The following is a 17,012-nucleotide window of genomic DNA, read 5'->3' as shown; positions in this document are numbered from 1 at the left end:
CCCCGGTTTTGCCGCAGCCTAAGCGGCTGCGTCGGCTTCCGCCTGGCCCAGCTCGTGCAGGGATTGCGCGAGCTTCGCGATTTCCTTACGCAGTGGATTCTTTGGATTGGACAGCGCCAGCGGCAGACCGTGGTCGCAGCTTTGCAGTACAGGTTTGCCGCCGTCCGGTAGCAAGAGTTCAATCGAGATCCCGAGACTGTCTGCCATGCGTTTGACGCGACTTTTGCCACTCAGATCGGTGAATTTCGGCGCCCGGTTCAGTGCAAAGCGCAGCTTGTCAAACGGCAAGCCTTCAGATTGCAGCGCCCGCTTCAGCCGCAGGGTGTTCTGGGCCGAGCGCATATCAAGCTCGATCATCGCGAAATAGACATGCGCCATGTGCAGGATGGTTTCGGACCATTGCACCAGCGTATGTGGCAGATCGACCACCACGAAATCAAAATGGCTGCGCGCCATTTCGATCACCCGTTCCACGTCCTCAGGGGTGATGATTTCCAGCGGGATCATGTCCGATGGGGCGGTCAGCACCTGAAGTTTATCCTGGAAGGGCAGCAGGGCCTGTCCAAACACCTCTTCGTCCAGGCTTTCGGTCTCGCTCAGCATTTCCATCACGACTTCGCGGCGGGGCAGGTCAAGATAGGTGGAAACCGAACCGTATTGCATGTCGAAATCCAACAGGCAGACGCGTGGTTCCTTGCTCTTGCTGAGCTCGGCCAGCTCCCAGGCGAGGTTCACCGCCAGCGTGGTCGATCCGGTGCCACCGGCCAGGCCGTGGCAGGCGATCAAGGCCCCTTCGCGTCGACTGCCGCTTTTCAGCTGGTGCGGATTGGTGTCGGGTTCCGGCGGCTTGTCCTCGGCGCTGAGCCGGTCGATGGCCGCCTGCAATTCCTGTTCCGGCAAGGGGTAGGGGATGAATTCATCGGCGCCCTGGCGCAGCAGCGAATGCAGCGCTGCCGGGGTCACGTCTTCGGCGATGAGGATGACCTTGATCTCCTTGGCATGAGCCTGTGCAATGATTTCCCCCATCAGGGTCAGATCATCCTCGTCCTGGGCATCCATCGCCATGGCAACGAATTGCAGGGTTTCTGCCTCGGGCTGGGCGAAGAACGCCAGCGCCTCGGAAAACCCGAGATCGCCCCAGGCTTCACCCAGAGCTGCCTCCATGTCTTCGATCAAGAGGTCGAAATTCTGAACATCGCGACTGATCGTACAGGCAACAATTGCAGGTGTATCAGTTTGCGGCAGTCCGCTGCTCATCGCCAACATCCTCATAGTCAAAAGAAGCCGGGCCCCGGAGCGGGGCGCACCTTACCTCTTGTAGAGAATGTCCGTTAAGATCTTGACCACAATTGGACGAAAAAGCCCCAATTGTAGGGAAAAGTTAAGGGGTTTTGAGTCGGAATTTTATTCCAGATTGCTCTGCAGCGATTGCTCAGCCGTCAGCGTCGAGGCGGGAACGGCACTGGCAACATACTCGCGGTAGATGATCTGCGCATACTTGCCATCCAGCACCGTGGGATGTCGTTTCAGGAAGCCGCTGACCTCGGTCACGGTGCGGCGGTTGCGCCGTTCACGGTCCTGCGTGACGATGAGCGGCTGGGTCTCGCCATAGGATACCATTGCCTCCAGCCGGGCCCGGCTAATCCCGCGTGAAACCAGGTAGTTAACGGCGGCCTGTGCGCGGCGCCGACCAAGGCGTTTGTTATAGCTGCTGCTGCCGACGGCATCGGTATGGCCGTAAACGCGGAAGCGGACCTCGGGGAACTGTTTGATCCAATGCGCCTGCTGATCCAGCGTCGCGCGGGCGGCACCGTCAAGCTGGGCGCTGTCGAATTCGAAGTTGATGGTGGTCGGAACTTCCTCGGCGAACCGGCCCGCGAGCTGGATTGCGAAATCGCGCTCGCCGCTCATCACGGCAGTATTATTGGCATTGGATTGGCCAAACAGGTCACCTGACAGCGGTTTGCCCGCTTCCCGCGTTGCGCAGGCGGAAGTGGCAAGAAGCAGTGCCAGAACAGCGGATTTCTTGATCATCGGCCCCATCTTTCCTGTGGTCAGTCCATTACATAGCCATAAGAGCCGTTGAAGTCCTGTTTCGCCACTTCACTGGCGGGGCCGGAGCTGCTGCGTGCGGTGCGGCCGAACAGGAACAGGTCCGCTTCGCTCGGCGGCTTGATGCGGTCGGTCGGAAGCGTCAGGGCCTCGCCACGGGTCGGGGTGACCAGATGGGCGCTAACGATGATGACCAGTTCGGTCTGGGCGCGTTGGTAATCGGCGCTGCGGAACAGGGCGCCCAGCACCGGTACATCCCCAAGCCAGGGCAATTGTGACGAGTTATCAAGAAATTCGTCCTTGATCAGTCCGGCAATGGCAAAGCTTTCGCCATCACGCATCTCAACCGTGGTCGAGGTTTCGCGGCGTGAAAACGCGTTGATCGACAGCCCGTTCAGTTCCAGCGAATTGGTCGGGTCGATGGCCGATACGGCGGCTTTCAGTTCCAGATTCACGATATCCTCATCCACCACGCGGGGAATGAAGTTCAGCTCGATCCCGAAGGGTTTGAATTCGACGGTGATCAGCCCATCTTCCTGCGCGACCGGGACGGGGTATTCACCGCCTGCCAGGAATTTTGCCTCTTGTCCAGAGAGGGCGGAAAGGTTGGGTTCGGCCAGCGTGCGCACGACACCCTTCTGTTCAAGTGCCTCCAACAGCAGTCCGACCTGAACCGATCCGGCGTTAAAGCCAAACAAGACGGCGCCGGTATTGCTATTGGCGGCGGGAATGTTGCCGGTCAGCGAATTGGTCAGGCCGGGCTGGTTGTTCAAGGTGTTGGTGCCACCGTTGACGCCAAAGCTGCTGCCGCCGCTGATTCCCAGCGAAGAGCTGAGAGATTTGGAAACGGAACGCTGCATTTCGGCAAAGCGGACTTTCAGCATGACCTGCTGTACGCCGCCGACGGACATCAGGTTGCTGACACGGTCAGGCGCATAGCGTTCGGCAAGATCCAGCGCCCGCTGCAGGCGGGCCGAGCTGGAGGCGGTGCCGGAGAGCACAATGCCGTCATTGGCAGTGCGCACTTCGATCTTCTCGCCGGGCAGGATCTGCCGCAGACGTTCCTTGAACTCGGTCACATCGGCGGCGACGCGCACATCCACATTGGTGATCAGTCGCCCCGAGGCATCCAGCAGCGTCAGAGTGGTCAAGCCGGGCGATTTGCCAAGCACATAGATCGTGCGATCGGAAAGAGAAGAGATGTCGGCGATGCTGGGATTGGCGATGCTGAGTTCGGCAAAGGGTTCGTCGCTTTCGACCACGACGGCGCGGTTCATAGGCACATTCAGCGATGCCGAAGTCCCTTTCTTCACCACGCGCAATCCATTGGCCAAAGCCCCGTCCGGGACGGCCATACACACCAACGATAGCCCGGTCAGGGCTGCCGCTACAAACCTACGAAATGCCATGTGACCTGCCTTTCCGATCACGCCTCAACTCCGGGTCTTTTTGCCCGATATTTCAGGTCACTGTGCGGCAGTTCCCGATTTATTGCAAGAATCAAAGGAAAACGGGCTGTTGTGGCGGCGCGGCTGTGTGGGGTCGGGGCAACAAAAAAGCGCGCCAGCGACCCATTCTGGGCAACTGGCGCGTGGTCCAAGGTTTTGGGACTATTTTATTTTTCGGCATATGGCGCCGGTTTTTGCTTCAGTCGGAGCAGGGGATCGGGATCTCGACCACCTCGGCTCCGCGGCGGGTGCGGATTGTGCAAACCCGCTCTTCCTTGGCGATAACCGGTGCTTCCACCGCGCTGAGCCCCAGCAGTTTGCGCTGGTCCACTTCGACAAGCGCAGCCACGGTATCGTCCTGAGCGCCAACAAGGGCGAGGGACAGTTTGCCGGTGCTTTGGGCCTGGGCGAGGGCGGCGACCTGCTCGGGCCGGGCGGCAACGGTGACGGTGCGGGCGATCACGGCGCCGCTGATGTCTCCGCCTGCGCTCTGATCGACGGCGATCAGTTCGACGTTGGTTTCGATCAGCCGGGTGACTTCCCCTTGGACATTGGAATTGGTGCCCCGCACGGTGCCGGTCCAGTAGACATCGACGCGGTCACTGGGGCGCAGGAAGCCGGACACACCGGATGCCACATCAACCTTGATGGCAAAGGCACGCATGCCGCGGGCGAGGCGCGAGGTAATACCTGCATCTTCGCCCGGCGCGGTGACCTTGACCGCAAGCAGCGGTTCGCCTTTTTCCATGGTGCGCAGCACGACGCGCGGCTCATCGGCGCGTTCGGGAGGAAACAGCGCCTCAAGGCTGGTAAATGCACCTTCCGGAACGGCATTTTCCGGCCAGCGTACCTTGCGGACGGCATCCTCGGACAGCCGTTCGCCATATTTCAGCGCCTTGTCTGCAACGTATACATCAGTGACTGGGACGACTTCGGCCCGGTTCGCCCGCTCACGGGCCAGTTCGTTCTGATAGGCCGAGATGTAGTTCTTCGCCATCATAACGGCGCCACCGGCCAGGGCGACACCGACAATCAGCACGAGTCCGAAAACCGCACGCATTGTGGTACCTCTCATTTGTTATCTTCCGGCGTCCACCTGGTGGAGTCGGGGGCTTGATTCTGAAATCTACTGCGCGAGGCAGCCGGTCAGAGCCATCGGGAGTGCCTTGTTCAGCCGAACGTCCAGTTGGACATATAGGCCATCAGCGCATTGGCCAGTCCCATTGCACCATCTTCCATTGCAGAGGAAATCAGCACAGTCAGACCAATGATTGCTGCGGTCAGAACGACCCAGTCGACAGTCACTGCACCCTCGTCTCGGGCTAGAAAAGACCAGATCTTTTTCATGATGTCCCGCTCCCGCTTAGCGTCTGGGAAAAAGGCCGCGCCCTTGTGGCAAAGGCGCGGCCCAAAACTGTTCCGTAATATTGTCCTAAGACTAATTACTGGCCTGCGGTGCCAACGGTGGTGCCTTTATCGGTCAGGAAGGTGCTGGTTGCGGTGGTCAGGTTGCCCGAACCGGTTTCGATTGCCGTGTAGACAGCGCCTGCCAGGGCGGCAACGGCTGCGGTCAGAACAACCCAGTCAACGGTCACGGCGCCAGAGTCGTCTTTACGGAAGTTTTTGATGAACTTGATCATGGTTATGTCCCTCCAAAGGATCACTGAATTTGCACTATCCCGCCGTCCGTTGTGTGGGTCTGTCTCTCTCTCTCACCGACCCTGTCCGGCTTGGATGAATACATATAGCCGGGTGAGCGTGGCAGCATTTGGGCCGAAAACCGGAAAGGCAGTCAAAATTTAATGATTTTTAAAGAAATTTAGCAAGACTCTGAAACTAAAGGATTTAAGTCTTTATGAGATGTAAACCTGCGTGGCTTTTGCGCGGCAGGCCCCTGTAAATATGGCGAATATGCCAGATTCTGAACCTGTGGACTGGATTCGGGTGGGGATTTCACCGAGTCTTGAGACCCAAAAGCTGAGCGCTTCACAGGATTTTGAATAGTCCCATGACCATTCGTCGTTTTCGTGCCGCTGTTGCGGTGTGGTTTTCCCTTTGGCTTGCCTTGCCCGTAAGCGCGGAACAGGCGCCTAAACCTTTTCCCGACTTCGAGGCAAAGCGGGTTAAGCCGCCGCAACCCGGGGCAGGGCCGCGCATCACCGTGCAAATCGAACCAAATGCAGAGGCGCCGCCAGCGCAAGCGGTGGCGACCGGCGAAGCTGACGGAGAGATCCAGCCGGGGCGCTATGAGTGGTTCTGGGAGCAGGTTGCGCCGGAACTGGGGGCGACAACCGGCGCTGCACGTCTGGAGCTTGCCATCGCCGCGCTTTCCTCACCCGGGGGCACAGGTGGCGTTGCTGCGCCGCGGCTGCAGCTGCTGCAGGACATCGTTGCAGCGCAAGGCACGCCGATCCTTTTGTCCAGTGTGGGCACACGGGTCTCTCCGGCGCTGGCTCTGGCGGTGATCGCGGTGGAAAGCGAGGGGCGGGTAGATGCGCAAAGCTCGGCCGGGGCGCAGGGGCTGATGCAGTTGATGCCGGACACCGCCATCCGGTTTGGGGTCACCGATGCCTTCGAGGCGCCGCAGAATATTGCGGGGGGCGTCAAATACCTCGATTGGCTGATGCAGGAATTTGAAAACGACGCGGTTCTGGCCCTGGCCGGATATAACGCGGGCGAGGGCGCGGTGCGCAGCCATCAGGGCGTGCCGCCCTTTCCGGAAACGCGGGATTACGTGCCAAAGGTGCTGGCGGCCTATCAGGTGGCCCGCAGCCTGTGCATGACGCCGCCCGAGTTGATCACCGACGGCTGCGTTTTCCGCCGTTTTGAATGACCGTCGAACAACCGGGCAGGTGTCAGGTTGAGGGGATCTGCAGATCAATCAGCCCGCGCGCGGCCTCTTTGGCGTCCGCAGCGGGGTCTCCGGCCAGCCCGCCGCCACGCGCCAGCACTGCCGAGACGATTGCGCCTTCTTTCAGCAGCAGCAGTTGACGGGCCAGCAGCCGCGGATCATTGGCGCCTGCGGCCTCTGCGATTTCGGAAAAATGGTCCTGCAGGATCTGCTTGTGCGCGGCCGACTGGGCGTGGATCGGGTGGTTGATTTCCTGGAACTCGGCGCTTGCCTTGATGAACATGCAGCCACGAAACTCGGGCTTGGTGAACCATTCCGAAAGCGCGTCGAACAACGCCAGCATCTGTCCTTTCGGCGTGTCGCTCAGCTCTTCGATGCGGCGATAAAGCCAGTGGCGGAAGTTTTCATCCCGAAGGCGCAGCACCGCGAGGATCAGATCCTCCTTGGTGCGGAAGTGTTTGTACATCGATGTCTTCGACACACCGGTTTCGCTCACCAGCTTGTCCATGCCGGTGGCGTGAAACCCGTTCCGGTAAAATACATCAAGGGCCTTTCGGACCAGCTCGTCTCGCTTGTTTGGGCGCATGATTCGTCTCTTTGTGTACCGATCTGTACATAGTTTGCAGGTGCAGCGTTGGCAACTGCGACACATTAAAGTGAACAATTTCATAGGATTGAGATCGTGTTCACGAATTCGTTCAATGGACATCACAAAAAATGAATTGCAAAAGGGTACCGATCAGTACACTTTGAGTTCAGGATTTACCGATCAGTACAGTTAAGCAAGCGCAGCAGTGGAGGCGCAGATGAAACGACTATTCAGCCCCATGCGATCCCCTTTGGCTCCCGTTGTTCTGACCGCAGGTATTGCCGTGGCGATGCTGGCGCCCCCACCGCCGGAAGCTACCGTTCTTTCCCTTCCGTCTGACCCCGCCAATGGCGCCATGGCGCCGAGCCGTGCTGCCGCTCTCGCAACCCTTTTTACCGTTCATGTGGCTGCCCCGGTGGCTGCCCATGTGGCGAAGGCCAACACCCCGGCTTTCGCCTTGAAGGTGGCCGCCGACTGATTGGTGCCGCCCTCAATAAACCCCGGCCAAGCCTCCCCCTGGCCGGGGTTTCCTTACCTTCTCCTCCTCCGAACCAAATGAAGACCAAAGGACACGCCGAATGACCCGTCCCCCCTTGCCGCCTTTTGACGAAGCCAGCGCCAAAAAGAAGGTGCGCCTTGCCGAAGATGGCTGGAACACCCGCGATCCGCAGATCGTCGCTCCGGCCTATACCGATAACTGCCCCTGGCGGAACCGCGCCGAATTCGTCACCGGCCACGATGAAATTCGCGCCCTGCTGACCCGCAAGTGGTCGCGTGAGCTGGAATACCGCCTGATCAAGGAGCTCTGGGCCTATACCGACAACCGCATTGCCGTGCGGTTTGCCTATGAATGGCGCGATGATAGCGGCCAGTGGTACCGGGCCTATGGCAACGAAAACTGGGAATTCGCCGAAGACGGCCGCATGCAGCGCCGCATCGCCTCGATCAATGACAAGCCGATCAGCGAAGACGAGCGTCTGTTCCACTGGCCGCTGGGCCGTCGCCCCGATGATCACCCCGGTCTGTCTGACCTCGGTCTCTGATCTGTCCGTTCAGTCCTAAGAAAGCGAGAGCAACCATGCCCCGTGCCTTTGCAGAAATTGCCTTTACCGAATCCGTGCGTGAGCATCAGAAGCGGCAGGGGTCTGCCCGTGCCTATGGGCGCCTGCTGGAAACCCCGGAACGCTCCGGCGATCGGATCGGCGTTGCCGAAGCCGCCTTTATCGCCGAGCGCGACGGCTTCTATCAGGCAACCGTTTCGGAAACCGGCTGGCCCTACGTCCAGTTCCGGGGTGGACCGCGCGGTTTCCTGAAAGTGGTGGACGAAAAGACCATCGCCTATGCCGATTTCAGCGGCAACAAGCAGTATATCTCGCTTGGCAACCTGACCGACAACGCCCGTCTCGCGATGATCCTGATGGATTACCCGAACCGGCGGCGGCTGAAGATCTGGGGCACGGTTGAAATCATCGAAGGTGCAGAGGCCACGGATGGCCTGTTCCCGACCGGCGCGCGCGCCGCGCCTGAGCGGGCCATCCTGATCCATCTGGAAGCCTTTGACTGGAATTGCCCCAGCCACATCCCCGAGCGTCTGACGCTGGAGGAGCTGGAGCCCCACCTGGCCCCCCTGCGCAGCCAGCTGGCCCAGCTCAAAGCGGAGAATGAAAGACTGAAAGCAGGCCAGAAGGTCTGAAGGCAGCCATTCCGTTTCTGCTGGCTGCAGTACGTTCTGTTACGAGGTAAATTGATATGACATTCGACCCGATGAACATGCTGAATTCAGCCCTTGTTTCGGCGGCGCTGACGCTCTCTCCTGCGGTGGCGCCGTCGGCTCAGGCATCCACGATGCCTGAGACCGCCTTTTCCTCGCAAATGATCGAGGGCCTCACGATTGCCTATCGTGAGGCAGGTGATCCCAGGAACCCGACGGTGCTGCTGCTGCACGGGTTCCCCAGCTCTTCCTATATGTTCCGTGACCTGATCCCGGTGCTGGCGGAGGAGTATCATGTGATCGCGCCGGATTATCCCGGGTTTGGCGCCTCGGACATGCCGCTTGCTGCCGATTATGACTACAGCTTTGCCAATACGGCGGATCTGGTGACGCAGCTTCTGGACCAGAAGGGCGTGAAGAATTACGCGGTCTATATGACCGATTATGGCGCGCCGGTTGGGTTTCGCATGTTCGCCGAGGATCCGGCGCGGGTCTCGGGTTTCATCATCCAGAACGCCAATGCCTATGAAGAGGGGCTAAGGGAGTTCTGGGGGCCGATGCGCGCCTATTGGGCCGATCCCAGCCCGGAGAACGGCGATGCGCTGCGCGGCTTCCTGACCCTTGATGCCACCAAATGGCAGTTCACCCATGGAGCAGAGGATCCGGCCAGCGTCAGCCCGGACCATTTCTGGCACGCCCAGTATCTGCTGGACCGCCCGGGCAACCAGGAGGTGCAGCTGGAAATGTTCCTCGATTACGGCAAAAACCTCGGCGAATATCCCAAGTGGCAGGCACTGTTTCGCGAACACCAGCCCCCCGCTGTTGGTCTGGGGCGCCAATGATCAGATCTGCCCCGAGGAAGGGGCGCACCCCTATAAACGCGATCTCACGGATCTGGAGTTTCACTTGCTGAACACCGGCCATTTCGCCTTGCAGGAAAAGGGTCATGAAATCGCCGGGAAGATGCTGAGCTTTCTCGATCGTATCAACAACTGACAGGGTGGGGGCCGGGATGATATCCGCCTCCGACTGTTTACTGCCGTAATGCCTTTGCCGTCGACATTACCCTGGGCGAGGACATGGGCGCTACATCGCTGCTGCAGGCCGTCATCTCCTGTGGGCACAGCGCAAGTATGTACGCCTCTGGCACGGCGCGGGTGATTTCGAGGTCCTGCACCCGCTTCGGCCAAAAAGAAGGCCCGCCTAATGTATCAGGCGGGCCTTTTTTGTTTCTGCTGTCGCTAAGCAATCAGTTGACGATGGTCGCCTCGGTTGCGGCGCGCAGTTCTTCTTCGGTGACGCCTTCGGCCAGCTCAACGATCTTCAGGCCACCTTCGACCACGTCCAGAACGCCCAGACCGGTGATGATGCGGTCCACGACGCCCTTGCCGGTCAGCGGCAGGGTGCAGGCCTTCAGAACCTTGCTGTCGCCGTGCTTGTTGGTGTGGTCCATGACCACGACCACGCGGCCAACGCCTGCGACCAGATCCATCGCGCCGCCCATGCCTTTGACCAGCTTGCCGGGGATCATCCAGTTGGCCAGATCGCCGTTTTCCGCCACTTCCATCGCGCCCAGGATCGCCATGGCGATCTTGCCGCCACGGATCATCGCAAAGGACTGTGCCGAGTCGAAGAATGCGGTCTGCGGCAGCTCAGTGATGGTCTGTTTACCGGCGTTGATCAGGTCGGGATCCTCGTCACCCTCATAGGGGAAGGGGCCCATGCCCAGCATGCCATTCTCGGATTGCAGCGTCACCTCGACGCCTTCGGGGATGTAGTTCGACACCAGCGTCGGGATACCGATGCCGAGGTTCACATACCAGCCGTCCTGCAGCTCCTGTGCCGCGCGTGCGGCCATCTGATTGCGATCCCAAGCCATTATGCGGTCTCCTTCTGACGAACGGTGCGCTGTTCGATGCGCTTTTCGTGCTCGCCCTGGATGATGCGGTGCACATAGATACCGGGCAGGTGGATGTGATCAGGGTCAAGGCTGCCAGTGGGCACGATTTCCTCGACCTCGACAACGCAGACCTTGCCGCAGGTGGCGGCGGGCACGTTGAAGTTACGCGCGGTCTTGCGGAACACCAGGTTGCCGGTTTCGTCTGCTTTCCAGGCTTTCACGATGGCGAGATCGGCAAAGATGCCCTCTTCCATGATGTAGTCCTGCATGGCGCCATCCGGTCCGGTCGGGAACTGCTTTTCGAACTTGCCTTCGGCAATCACGGTGCCCACGCCGGTCTTGGTGAAGAAGCCGGGGATGCCCGCGCCGCCTGCGCGCATGCGCTCGGCCAGGGTGCCCTGCGGGTTGAATTCCAGCTCCAGCTCTCCGGACAGGTACTGGCGCATGAATTCGGCGTTCTCACCCACGTAGGAGGAGATCATCTTTTTCACCTGCTTGGTCTGCAGCAGGATGCCGATGCCAAAATCATCAACGCCCGCGTTGTTGGAGGCGAAGGTCAGATCCTTGGTGCCGGCGTCTTTGATCGCGTCCAGCAGAAGCTCTGGAATACCGCAGAGGCCAAAGCCCCCGGCGGCGATGAACATGCCGTCATGAAGCAGCCCGTCAAGCGCTTCGGCGGCGTTGGAGTAGACTTTTTTCACGGAGTTCTCCCTAAACTGCCTATTGGAGAGGGTTCTGCGCCTCGGCGTCGGCAGAGTCAATAATACGGAGAAAAACGCGTATTTCTACGGAGTCAGGTTCCCATGACCGACGCCGTGACCACCGGTGTCCCGTGGCATGGCCGTGCCAGGACCTACTGTCAATGATGCTCAGCGACACGGGTTTCCGGAAAGGGGAATGTTAAGAGTTGTTGGGCTAATGTTGGAATAGTTGAATATGTTGCGTGTAGGAGCCCTGTATTGGCTCAGAAAACAATCGAAGTTATCAATCTGGGTGCCATGGCCGATCTGGATCCTGACGAACAGGATGCGGTGGCCGAGAATGCGGCGGCGCTGGTCGGCATGACCTTCGGCTCTGCTGGATCTCCCTTGTATCAGCAGTTGGACTATCTCACTCTCGATGATCCAAGCGGTGACGGTGCGGTTTCCAGCAATGATTACGGCTGGTCTCCCGAAGATGTGATCTTTGATGGCATCGCGTCGGGGCTCGACAGTGTCATCGATTACCAAGTCGATCTCGTCTTCAATGACGGCTCCACAGCCGCAGCCGAGATTCTGTTGCTGCAGGATATGTCCGGGCGCACCTTTCTGGCGCCCTTCCTGGTGGGGTCGGCCAAAAACGATGTGCTGAATGATGGCGGCATTCGCTTGATGACGTTCACCGGCATCGTTAATGACGCGGGCACCCATGCCTATGTCGACCGCGAAGCCGATGCTTTTGTTGTCTGCTTTCTTGAAGGAACGCGGATACGCGCAGCGGCCGGGGAGGTCCCGGTGGAGCGCCTGTCGGTCGGCGATCTCGTGGAAACGCTGGATCATGGGTTTCAACCCCTGATCTGGCTGGGGCAGGAAACCGTGTCAGCGGGGCGGCGGACCTCCCCGATCCGGCTTCGGGAAAAAGCGCTGGGTGCGGGATTTCCGGAACGCGATCTCTATCTGTCGCCGCAGCACCGGGTTTTGTTCGACTCGCCCATTGCAGGCCGGATGTTTGGAACGGATCAGGTCTTTGTCCCGGCAACGAAGATGATCGATCTGCCGGGCGTCACCCAGCCGGTGGTACAAGCGAGGCATCACTACTGGCACCTGATGCTCAAACGGCACGAAATCCTCTTCGCCGAAGGCGCTCCGGTCGAGAGTTTTCTACCGGGCCCCATCGCACTGGCAGGCCTGTCGCCGGAAAACCGCGCCAGCCTGCGAAAACGCCTGCCGTTTCTGATGCAGGGACAGCCCGCGCCAAGTGCCGCCAGACCCTGCATTTCCGGCGCTGCGGCTGCGAACCTCGTCCGGCGTCACCGGCGTAACAAACGGCCGCCTCTGGCGAACCCAGCCGCTTGGGAGGCTTCGTCAGGCATGCTGTGGGATCGCGCCTAGGCGCTGAACCTAGAATGCCGCCTGGACGAGCTTGAATTTGGGTTGTGCAAAGATGGCCAGCCCGGACCGCGCCGCGTCAGCGGCGCCGGGCCCAACGGAACGTTCACAGTTCTTCACTGTGACTCGATCCGGCGGGAGCCGCCCGGTTTCTGGCCGGGCAAGGGTGGTCATGTGTGGCGAAGGTCGAGCCTAGCTGTCGCCTGCGTCTTTGGCTGCGGTCTTCTTGCTGGCTGTCTTTTTCGCCGCAGGTTTCTTGGCAGTGGTTTTCTTTGCAGCGGCCTTCTTGGGTGCGGCCTTTTTCGCCGGGGCTTTCTTCTTGGTCTTGCCCGCTTTGTCGGCGATCAGCTGCACCGCCATTTCCACGGTAACATCCTTGGGCTCTACGTCCTTGGGCAGGGTGGCGTTCACCTTCTCCCATTTGACGTAAGGCCCATAACGACCGTCCATGATGCTGATGGCGCCGCCGCTTTCGGGGTGTTCGCCCAGTTCCTTCAGCGGCTTGGCAGCAGCGCGGCGGCCACGGCCCGGGTTGGCGCGTTTCTCGGCCAGCATTTCCACCGCCCGGTTCATCCCGATTTCAAAGACATCCAGCGTCTCTTTCAGGTTCACGTAGACCGGTTTTTCTTCATCCGGGCGCTGGTGCATGATGTAAGGACCGAACCGGCCAAGGTTCGAGGCAATCATGCCGCCATCGGGGTGTTCCCCGATCTGGCGCGGCAGGGTCAGCAGCGTTACGGCTTGCTCCAGAGTGATCTCGTTCGGGCCCCAGCCCGGCAGATAATCACGGCCCTGTTTTGGCAGGGATGAGCGTGGCGGCTTCTTGTTTTCCGGCGTGGCCTCGCCGCGCTGGACGTAGGGGCCAAAGCGGCCGGATTTCAGGTGGATCTCGTCACCGTCATCCTCGCCCAGCACCCGCTCATAGCCTTCGGCGCCTTCGCCAGAGATCGGGCGGGTGTAGTTGCATTCCGGGTAGTTGCCGCAGCCAACAAAACCGCCGGTGCGCGAAGTTTTCAGGTGCAGCTGGCCCGCACCGCATTTGGGGCAGATGCGCGGGTCGGTGCCATCTTCGCGCGGCGGGTAGAGCTGCGGCGCCAGCGCATCGTCCAGCACATCCAGCACCTCGGAGATCCGCAGATCCGATGTCTCGGCAATCGCAGCGGAAAAGTCGCGCCAGAAATTGCTCAGGATGTCCTTGTAATCGGCCTCACCGGCGCTGACGTCATCCAGCTGTTCCTCCAGCGCGGCGGTGAAATCGTATTCCACGTAGCGTTTGAAGAAGTTCAGTAGGAAGATGGTGACGATCCGGCCCTTGTCCTCGGGGAACAGGCGGTTCTTTTCCTTGCGGACGTATTCGCGGTCCTGGATCGTGGTGATCACGCTGGCATAGGTCGACGGACGGCCGATGCCCAGTTCTTCCATCTTCTTGACCAGCGTCGCCTCGGTATAACGCGGTGGCGGCTGGGTGTGGTGCTGCAGGCCCAGAACGGCGGCGTTCTCCGACAGGATCGCGGCGTCCTTGCCCGCTTTTTCTGCCTGCGCTGCCAGCGAGGAGGCAAAGCTGACGTTTTCGCCGTTCATGATTTGCGGCAGGCGCTTGTCGTCCTCGTCCACCACATCGTCGCGGCCTTCTTCGTAGACGCGCATGAAACCGTCGAACAGCACCACTTGACCAGTTGCGCGCAGCACCACCTGACCGTCGCCTGATCCGATATCGACGGTGGTGCGCTCCATCCGGGCGCCTTCCATCTGGCAGGCAATCGTGCGCTTCCAGATCAGATCATAAAGCTTGCGCTGCTCTTCTTCGCTGACCTTCAGGCTTTTTGCATCGCGGCTCATATCCGTGGGGCGGATACATTCGTGCGCTTCCTGGGCGTTCTTGGCCTTGTTCTTGTAGATGCGCGGCGAGGACGGCACATAGTCGGCGCCATAGCGGGTTTCGATCTCTGCGCGGGCGGCCTGAACCGCCTCGGGCGCCATGTCGATACCATCGGTCCGCATATAGGTGATATAGCCTGCCTCATAAAGCCGCTGCGCCGCGTTCATACACTGGCGTGCGCCCATGCCGAACTTGCGGCTGGCTTCCTGCTGCAGGGTGGAGGTCATGAAGGGCGCCGACGGGTTGCGGGAGGCAGGTTTTGCCTCCACCGATTGCACCTTCAGGTCGCGGCTGGAAACTGCTTTGACTGCCAGGTCTGCGGCAGTGGAGTTGGCGAGGCTGTATTTATCCAGCTTGTCGCCGCCCAGAACCGTCAGGCGCGCTTCGAATTCCTGCCCGCGCGGGGTCGAAAGTTGCGCCTTCACCGACCAGTATTCGCGCGGATTGAAGGCTTCGATCTCCATCTCGCGCTCAACGATCAGACGCAGGCAGACCGATTGCACACGGCCTGCGGACCGTGCGCCGGGCAGTTTGCGCCACAGCACCGGCGACAGGTTGAAGCCCACGAGGTAATCCAGCGCGCGGCGGGCCAGATAGGCCTCGACCAGCGGCATATCCACCTGACGCGGGTTTTTCATCGCTTCGGCGACGGCTTCCTTGGTGATCGCGTTGAAGGTCACGCGGCTCACCGGTGTGTCCTTCTTGATCGAACGGCGCTTGGTCAGCGCTTCCTGCAGGTGCCAGCTGATCGCTTCTCCTTCGCGATCAGGGTCAGTCGCGAGAATCAGGGCGTTGTCTTCTTTCAGAGCGTCGGCGATGGCCTTGACGTGTTTGCGGCTGTCGTTTCCGACCTCCCATTTCATGTCAAACTCATGCTCGGTATCGACCGACCCATCCTTTGGCGGCAGGTCACGGACGTGTCCGTAAGACGCCAGCACAGTGTAGTCAGAGCCCAGGTATTTATTGATTGTTTTGGCCTTGGCCGGGGATTCGACGACAACAACTGGCATGTAAATTCAGGACCTCTTGAGGGGCGGATACTGCGCGTTCTATGGCGGGGCAACATGTGGCGCGCAAGGGGAGATTGTCAATCCGTGGGCTTTGGACGCATGCGTTGCGCTGCCTTTGCACCATGTTTTGCGCCATGTGGGGCAAGCTGTGAGGACCGGGTTGCTTGCCCGGATAGGCTGGCCCACGTCATCCTTCGTTCCTTCCGGGCGGGCGGGACAGCATGCCCCCGGGATGGCGGTCGACTGCGCCATCCAGTTCCAGTTCGGTCAGGACCGAGGACAGCTCCTTTGGCGCGACAGAGAGGTCCTGCAGCAATTGATCCTCCGGCGTGGGAGAGGGGCCAAGACGAGCCAGAACCTGTTGATGCAGCGCGGCTGTTTCGCGCAGGCTTCGCCGTTCGGGAGGCGGCGGCGGCAGATCCGCGAGGCCTGCGTTGGCAGGTGGCGCGTCAGGCTGATCGGCAGGGCTTGAAAGAGGGGCAGACTGTTCCACCGGCGGCAGCGCGGCGATCACGTCTGCGGCATTGCGCACCAATTGCGCCCCGTCGCGGATCAGCATGTTGCAGCCCGAAGCGCGGGCATCGAAGGGATGGCCAGGAACCGCCAGCACCTCGCGGCCCAGATCTAATGCGTCGCGGGCGGTAATCAGGCTGCCGGATTTGGCTGCGGCCTCGACCACCACAACGGCCTGGGCCAGCCCCGCAATGATTCTGTTGCGTTTCGGGAAATGGCGGGCCTGGGGCGCCAGGCCCATGGGTTGTTCGGACAGGATCAGACCCTGCTCACCGATACTCTTGCCCAGGCTCGTGTTCTCCGAGGGATAAATCACATCAGCGCCGCCTGCCATGACGGCAATGGTACCGGAGGGCAGGGCGGCAAGATGCGCGGCCGTGTCCACGCCGCGCGCCAGCCCGGAGACGACCACATATCCTGCGGCACCGAGATCATGCGCCAGTGCCCGCGCCATCCGCGTCCCGAGGGAGGAGGCATTGCGGGCCCCGACGATGGCAATCATGGGATGTTGCAGCAAGGACAGGTCGCCAATGGCCCAAAGCGCGGGCGGTGCGTCTTTCAGGTGTGCAAGCGGAGCGGGATATTCAGGATCCGAAAAGCACAAAAGCCGCGCTTTGGCGGCTTTTGCGACATTTATTTCGGCGTCTACCGCATCGGAAGGGCATATTTCATACCCTTTGAGCCCAGCGGAACGTGCCATTTTAGGCAACGCTTCCAGCGCATTCTGCGCTGAACCGTGTTCAGACAGCAGCCGGTAAAATGTAGCCGGACCTACCCGTCTGGAGCGCAAAAGGCGAAGCCACGAACGCCGGAGATCTTCCGTGGTGGGTGGGAGTGGGGGGTGAGTGGAAGAATATGCTTCTTCAGTCATCCGTTGCTCCGCCTGTTTGCACAATTAGAATTAACCTTGACGGGTTAACAGGTGGTGAATGACCCTTAATTTTCCGAAGATTTTCGAATTCTTTGAATAGC

At 60.2% G+C, this 17,012-nt stretch carries 18 protein-coding genes; 7 read left to right on the top strand and 11 right to left on the bottom strand.

Annotated features, from left to right (window positions below; translation table 11 throughout):
- Positions 1–18: 18 nt before the first annotated feature.
- The 6 genes from AC5SSZ_RS17835 to AC5SSZ_RS17810 all read right to left on the bottom strand — a co-directional run bounded on the left by AC5SSZ_RS17835 (position 19) and on the right by AC5SSZ_RS17810 (position 5,140).
- The gene (locus tag AC5SSZ_RS17835; protein WP_065272690.1) at positions 19–1,257 is read right to left on the bottom strand and encodes a CpaE/TadZ family protein; all 1,239 of its coding nucleotides are present in this window, start codon (positions 1,255–1,257) and stop codon (positions 19–21) included.
- A 147-nt stretch (positions 1,258–1,404) separates the two neighbouring features.
- Positions 1,405–2,034 carry an OmpA family protein gene (locus AC5SSZ_RS17830; protein ID WP_274834500.1) on the bottom strand — a complete coding sequence of 210 codons (630 nt, stop codon included), beginning with the start codon at positions 2,032–2,034 and terminating at the stop codon, positions 1,405–1,407.
- A 20-nt stretch (positions 2,035–2,054) separates the two neighbouring features.
- On the bottom strand, positions 2,055–3,461 hold the full coding sequence (locus AC5SSZ_RS17825; protein WP_274831298.1) for a type II and III secretion system protein family protein: 1,407 nt from the start codon (positions 3,459–3,461) through the stop codon (positions 2,055–2,057).
- Positions 3,462–3,699: 238 nt separating this feature from the next.
- A complete protein-coding gene (gene cpaB, locus AC5SSZ_RS17820) occupies positions 3,700–4,560 on the bottom strand; it encodes a Flp pilus assembly protein CpaB (RefSeq protein WP_065272692.1) in 861 nt (286 codons plus the stop codon).
- Positions 4,561–4,670: 110 nt separating this feature from the next.
- A complete protein-coding gene (locus tag AC5SSZ_RS17815; protein ID WP_274837647.1) occupies positions 4,671–4,847 on the bottom strand; it encodes a hypothetical protein in 177 nt (58 codons plus the stop codon).
- 95 nt (positions 4,848–4,942) lie between these two features.
- On the bottom strand, positions 4,943–5,140 hold the full coding sequence (locus tag AC5SSZ_RS17810) for a hypothetical protein (protein ID WP_368947176.1): 198 nt from the start codon (positions 5,138–5,140) through the stop codon (positions 4,943–4,945).
- Between the two features lie 368 nt (positions 5,141–5,508).
- Here AC5SSZ_RS17810 and AC5SSZ_RS17805 point away from each other — a divergent pair, with 368 nt between their 5' ends.
- Positions 5,509–6,333, top strand: a complete 825-nt coding sequence (locus tag AC5SSZ_RS17805; RefSeq protein WP_495439165.1) for a lytic transglycosylase domain-containing protein — start codon at positions 5,509–5,511, stop codon at positions 6,331–6,333.
- A 22-nt stretch (positions 6,334–6,355) separates the two neighbouring features.
- Here AC5SSZ_RS17805 and AC5SSZ_RS17800 read toward each other — a convergent pair whose 3' ends face one another.
- Positions 6,356–6,937, bottom strand: coding sequence for a TetR/AcrR family transcriptional regulator (locus tag AC5SSZ_RS17800; RefSeq protein ID WP_274831297.1), 582 nt, complete (start codon positions 6,935–6,937; stop codon positions 6,356–6,358).
- Between the two features lie 220 nt (positions 6,938–7,157).
- Between AC5SSZ_RS17800 and AC5SSZ_RS17795 the strand changes: the two genes are divergently transcribed.
- The 5 genes from AC5SSZ_RS17795 (at position 7,158) to AC5SSZ_RS17775 (ending at position 9,647) form a co-directional block, all read left to right on the top strand.
- Positions 7,158–7,418, top strand: coding sequence for a hypothetical protein (locus AC5SSZ_RS17795; RefSeq protein WP_495439162.1), 261 nt, complete (start codon positions 7,158–7,160; stop codon positions 7,416–7,418).
- 100 nt (positions 7,419–7,518) lie between these two features.
- The gene (locus tag AC5SSZ_RS17790) at positions 7,519–7,983 is read left to right on the top strand and encodes a nuclear transport factor 2 family protein (RefSeq protein ID WP_065272696.1); all 465 of its coding nucleotides are present in this window, start codon (positions 7,519–7,521) and stop codon (positions 7,981–7,983) included.
- A gap of 35 nt (positions 7,984–8,018) precedes the next feature.
- Positions 8,019–8,633 (top strand): pyridoxamine 5'-phosphate oxidase family protein, encoded by a 615-nt coding sequence (locus AC5SSZ_RS17785; RefSeq protein ID WP_065272697.1) that lies wholly within the window; start codon positions 8,019–8,021, stop codon positions 8,631–8,633.
- Between the two features lie 56 nt (positions 8,634–8,689).
- Positions 8,690–9,493 carry an alpha/beta fold hydrolase gene (locus AC5SSZ_RS17780; RefSeq protein ID WP_495439159.1) on the top strand — a complete coding sequence of 268 codons (804 nt, stop codon included), beginning with the start codon at positions 8,690–8,692 and terminating at the stop codon, positions 9,491–9,493.
- Complete coding sequence (locus AC5SSZ_RS17775; protein ID WP_495439157.1) at positions 9,474–9,647, top strand: alpha/beta fold hydrolase; 174 nt, start codon at positions 9,474–9,476, stop codon at positions 9,645–9,647. Before AC5SSZ_RS17780 ends, AC5SSZ_RS17775 begins: the two co-directional genes overlap by 20 nt.
- A gap of 253 nt (positions 9,648–9,900) precedes the next feature.
- Here the strand turns inward: AC5SSZ_RS17775 and AC5SSZ_RS17770 are convergent, their stop codons facing one another.
- On the bottom strand, positions 9,901–10,530 hold the full coding sequence (locus AC5SSZ_RS17770; protein WP_065272698.1) for a 3-oxoacid CoA-transferase subunit B: 630 nt from the start codon (positions 10,528–10,530) through the stop codon (positions 9,901–9,903).
- Positions 10,530–11,252: a CoA transferase subunit A gene (locus AC5SSZ_RS17765; RefSeq protein WP_065272699.1), complete on the bottom strand. Its 723-nt coding sequence runs from the start codon at positions 11,250–11,252 to the stop codon at positions 10,530–10,532. The genes AC5SSZ_RS17770 and AC5SSZ_RS17765 overlap by 1 nt, the downstream gene beginning before the upstream one ends.
- Before the next feature lie 258 nt (positions 11,253–11,510).
- On the opposite strand from AC5SSZ_RS17765, the gene AC5SSZ_RS17760 reads away from it, so the two are divergent.
- The gene (locus tag AC5SSZ_RS17760; RefSeq protein WP_495439154.1) at positions 11,511–12,641 is read left to right on the top strand and encodes a Hint domain-containing protein; all 1,131 of its coding nucleotides are present in this window, start codon (positions 11,511–11,513) and stop codon (positions 12,639–12,641) included.
- Positions 12,642–12,830: 189 nt separating this feature from the next.
- Here AC5SSZ_RS17760 and topA read toward each other — a convergent pair whose 3' ends face one another.
- Both topA and dprA read right to left on the bottom strand, forming a co-directional pair.
- On the bottom strand, positions 12,831–15,527 hold the full coding sequence (gene topA, locus AC5SSZ_RS17755) for a type I DNA topoisomerase (protein ID WP_274827755.1): 2,697 nt from the start codon (positions 15,525–15,527) through the stop codon (positions 12,831–12,833).
- A 187-nt stretch (positions 15,528–15,714) separates the two neighbouring features.
- Complete coding sequence (gene dprA, locus AC5SSZ_RS17750; RefSeq protein ID WP_495439152.1) at positions 15,715–16,911, bottom strand: DNA-processing protein DprA; 1,197 nt, start codon at positions 16,909–16,911, stop codon at positions 15,715–15,717.
- Positions 16,912–17,012: the final 101 nt, after the last annotated feature.

The sequence above is a fragment of the Phaeobacter sp. CC-HEC084 genome, from assembly GCF_059429255.1.
The sequence above is the reverse complement of the archived record's forward strand: the minus strand, read 5'-3'. Positions and strand labels throughout refer to the sequence as shown.

Excerpts from the sequence above, each read along its gene's own strand:
- topA (WP_274827755.1), bottom strand. The coding sequence starts at position 15,527 with ATGCCAGTTGTTGTCGTCGAATCCCCGGCCAAGGCCAAAACAATCAAT.
- AC5SSZ_RS17810 (WP_368947176.1), bottom strand. The coding sequence starts at position 5,140 with ATGATCAAGTTCATCAAAAACTTCCGTAAAGACGACTCTGGCGCCGTG.
- AC5SSZ_RS17770 (WP_065272698.1), bottom strand. The coding sequence starts at position 10,530 with ATGGCTTGGGATCGCAATCAGATGGCCGCACGCGCGGCACAGGAGCTG.
- cpaB (WP_065272692.1), bottom strand. The coding sequence starts at position 4,560 with ATGCGTGCGGTTTTCGGACTCGTGCTGATTGTCGGTGTCGCCCTGGCC.
- AC5SSZ_RS17815 (WP_274837647.1), bottom strand. The coding sequence starts at position 4,847 with ATGAAAAAGATCTGGTCTTTTCTAGCCCGAGACGAGGGTGCAGTGACT.
- AC5SSZ_RS17785 (WP_065272697.1), top strand. The coding sequence starts at position 8,019 with ATGCCCCGTGCCTTTGCAGAAATTGCCTTTACCGAATCCGTGCGTGAG.
- AC5SSZ_RS17780 (WP_495439159.1), top strand. The coding sequence starts at position 8,690 with ATGACATTCGACCCGATGAACATGCTGAATTCAGCCCTTGTTTCGGCG.
- AC5SSZ_RS17800 (WP_274831297.1), bottom strand. The coding sequence starts at position 6,937 with ATGCGCCCAAACAAGCGAGACGAGCTGGTCCGAAAGGCCCTTGATGTA.
- AC5SSZ_RS17835 (WP_065272690.1), bottom strand. The coding sequence starts at position 1,257 with ATGAGCAGCGGACTGCCGCAAACTGATACACCTGCAATTGTTGCCTGT.
- AC5SSZ_RS17825 (WP_274831298.1), bottom strand. The coding sequence starts at position 3,461 with ATGGCATTTCGTAGGTTTGTAGCGGCAGCCCTGACCGGGCTATCGTTG.
- AC5SSZ_RS17830 (WP_274834500.1), bottom strand. The coding sequence starts at position 2,034 with ATGATCAAGAAATCCGCTGTTCTGGCACTGCTTCTTGCCACTTCCGCC.
- AC5SSZ_RS17805 (WP_495439165.1), top strand. The coding sequence starts at position 5,509 with ATGACCATTCGTCGTTTTCGTGCCGCTGTTGCGGTGTGGTTTTCCCTT.
- AC5SSZ_RS17790 (WP_065272696.1), top strand. The coding sequence starts at position 7,519 with ATGACCCGTCCCCCCTTGCCGCCTTTTGACGAAGCCAGCGCCAAAAAG.
- dprA (WP_495439152.1), bottom strand. The coding sequence starts at position 16,911 with ATGACTGAAGAAGCATATTCTTCCACTCACCCCCCACTCCCACCCACC.
- AC5SSZ_RS17795 (WP_495439162.1), top strand. The coding sequence starts at position 7,158 with ATGAAACGACTATTCAGCCCCATGCGATCCCCTTTGGCTCCCGTTGTT.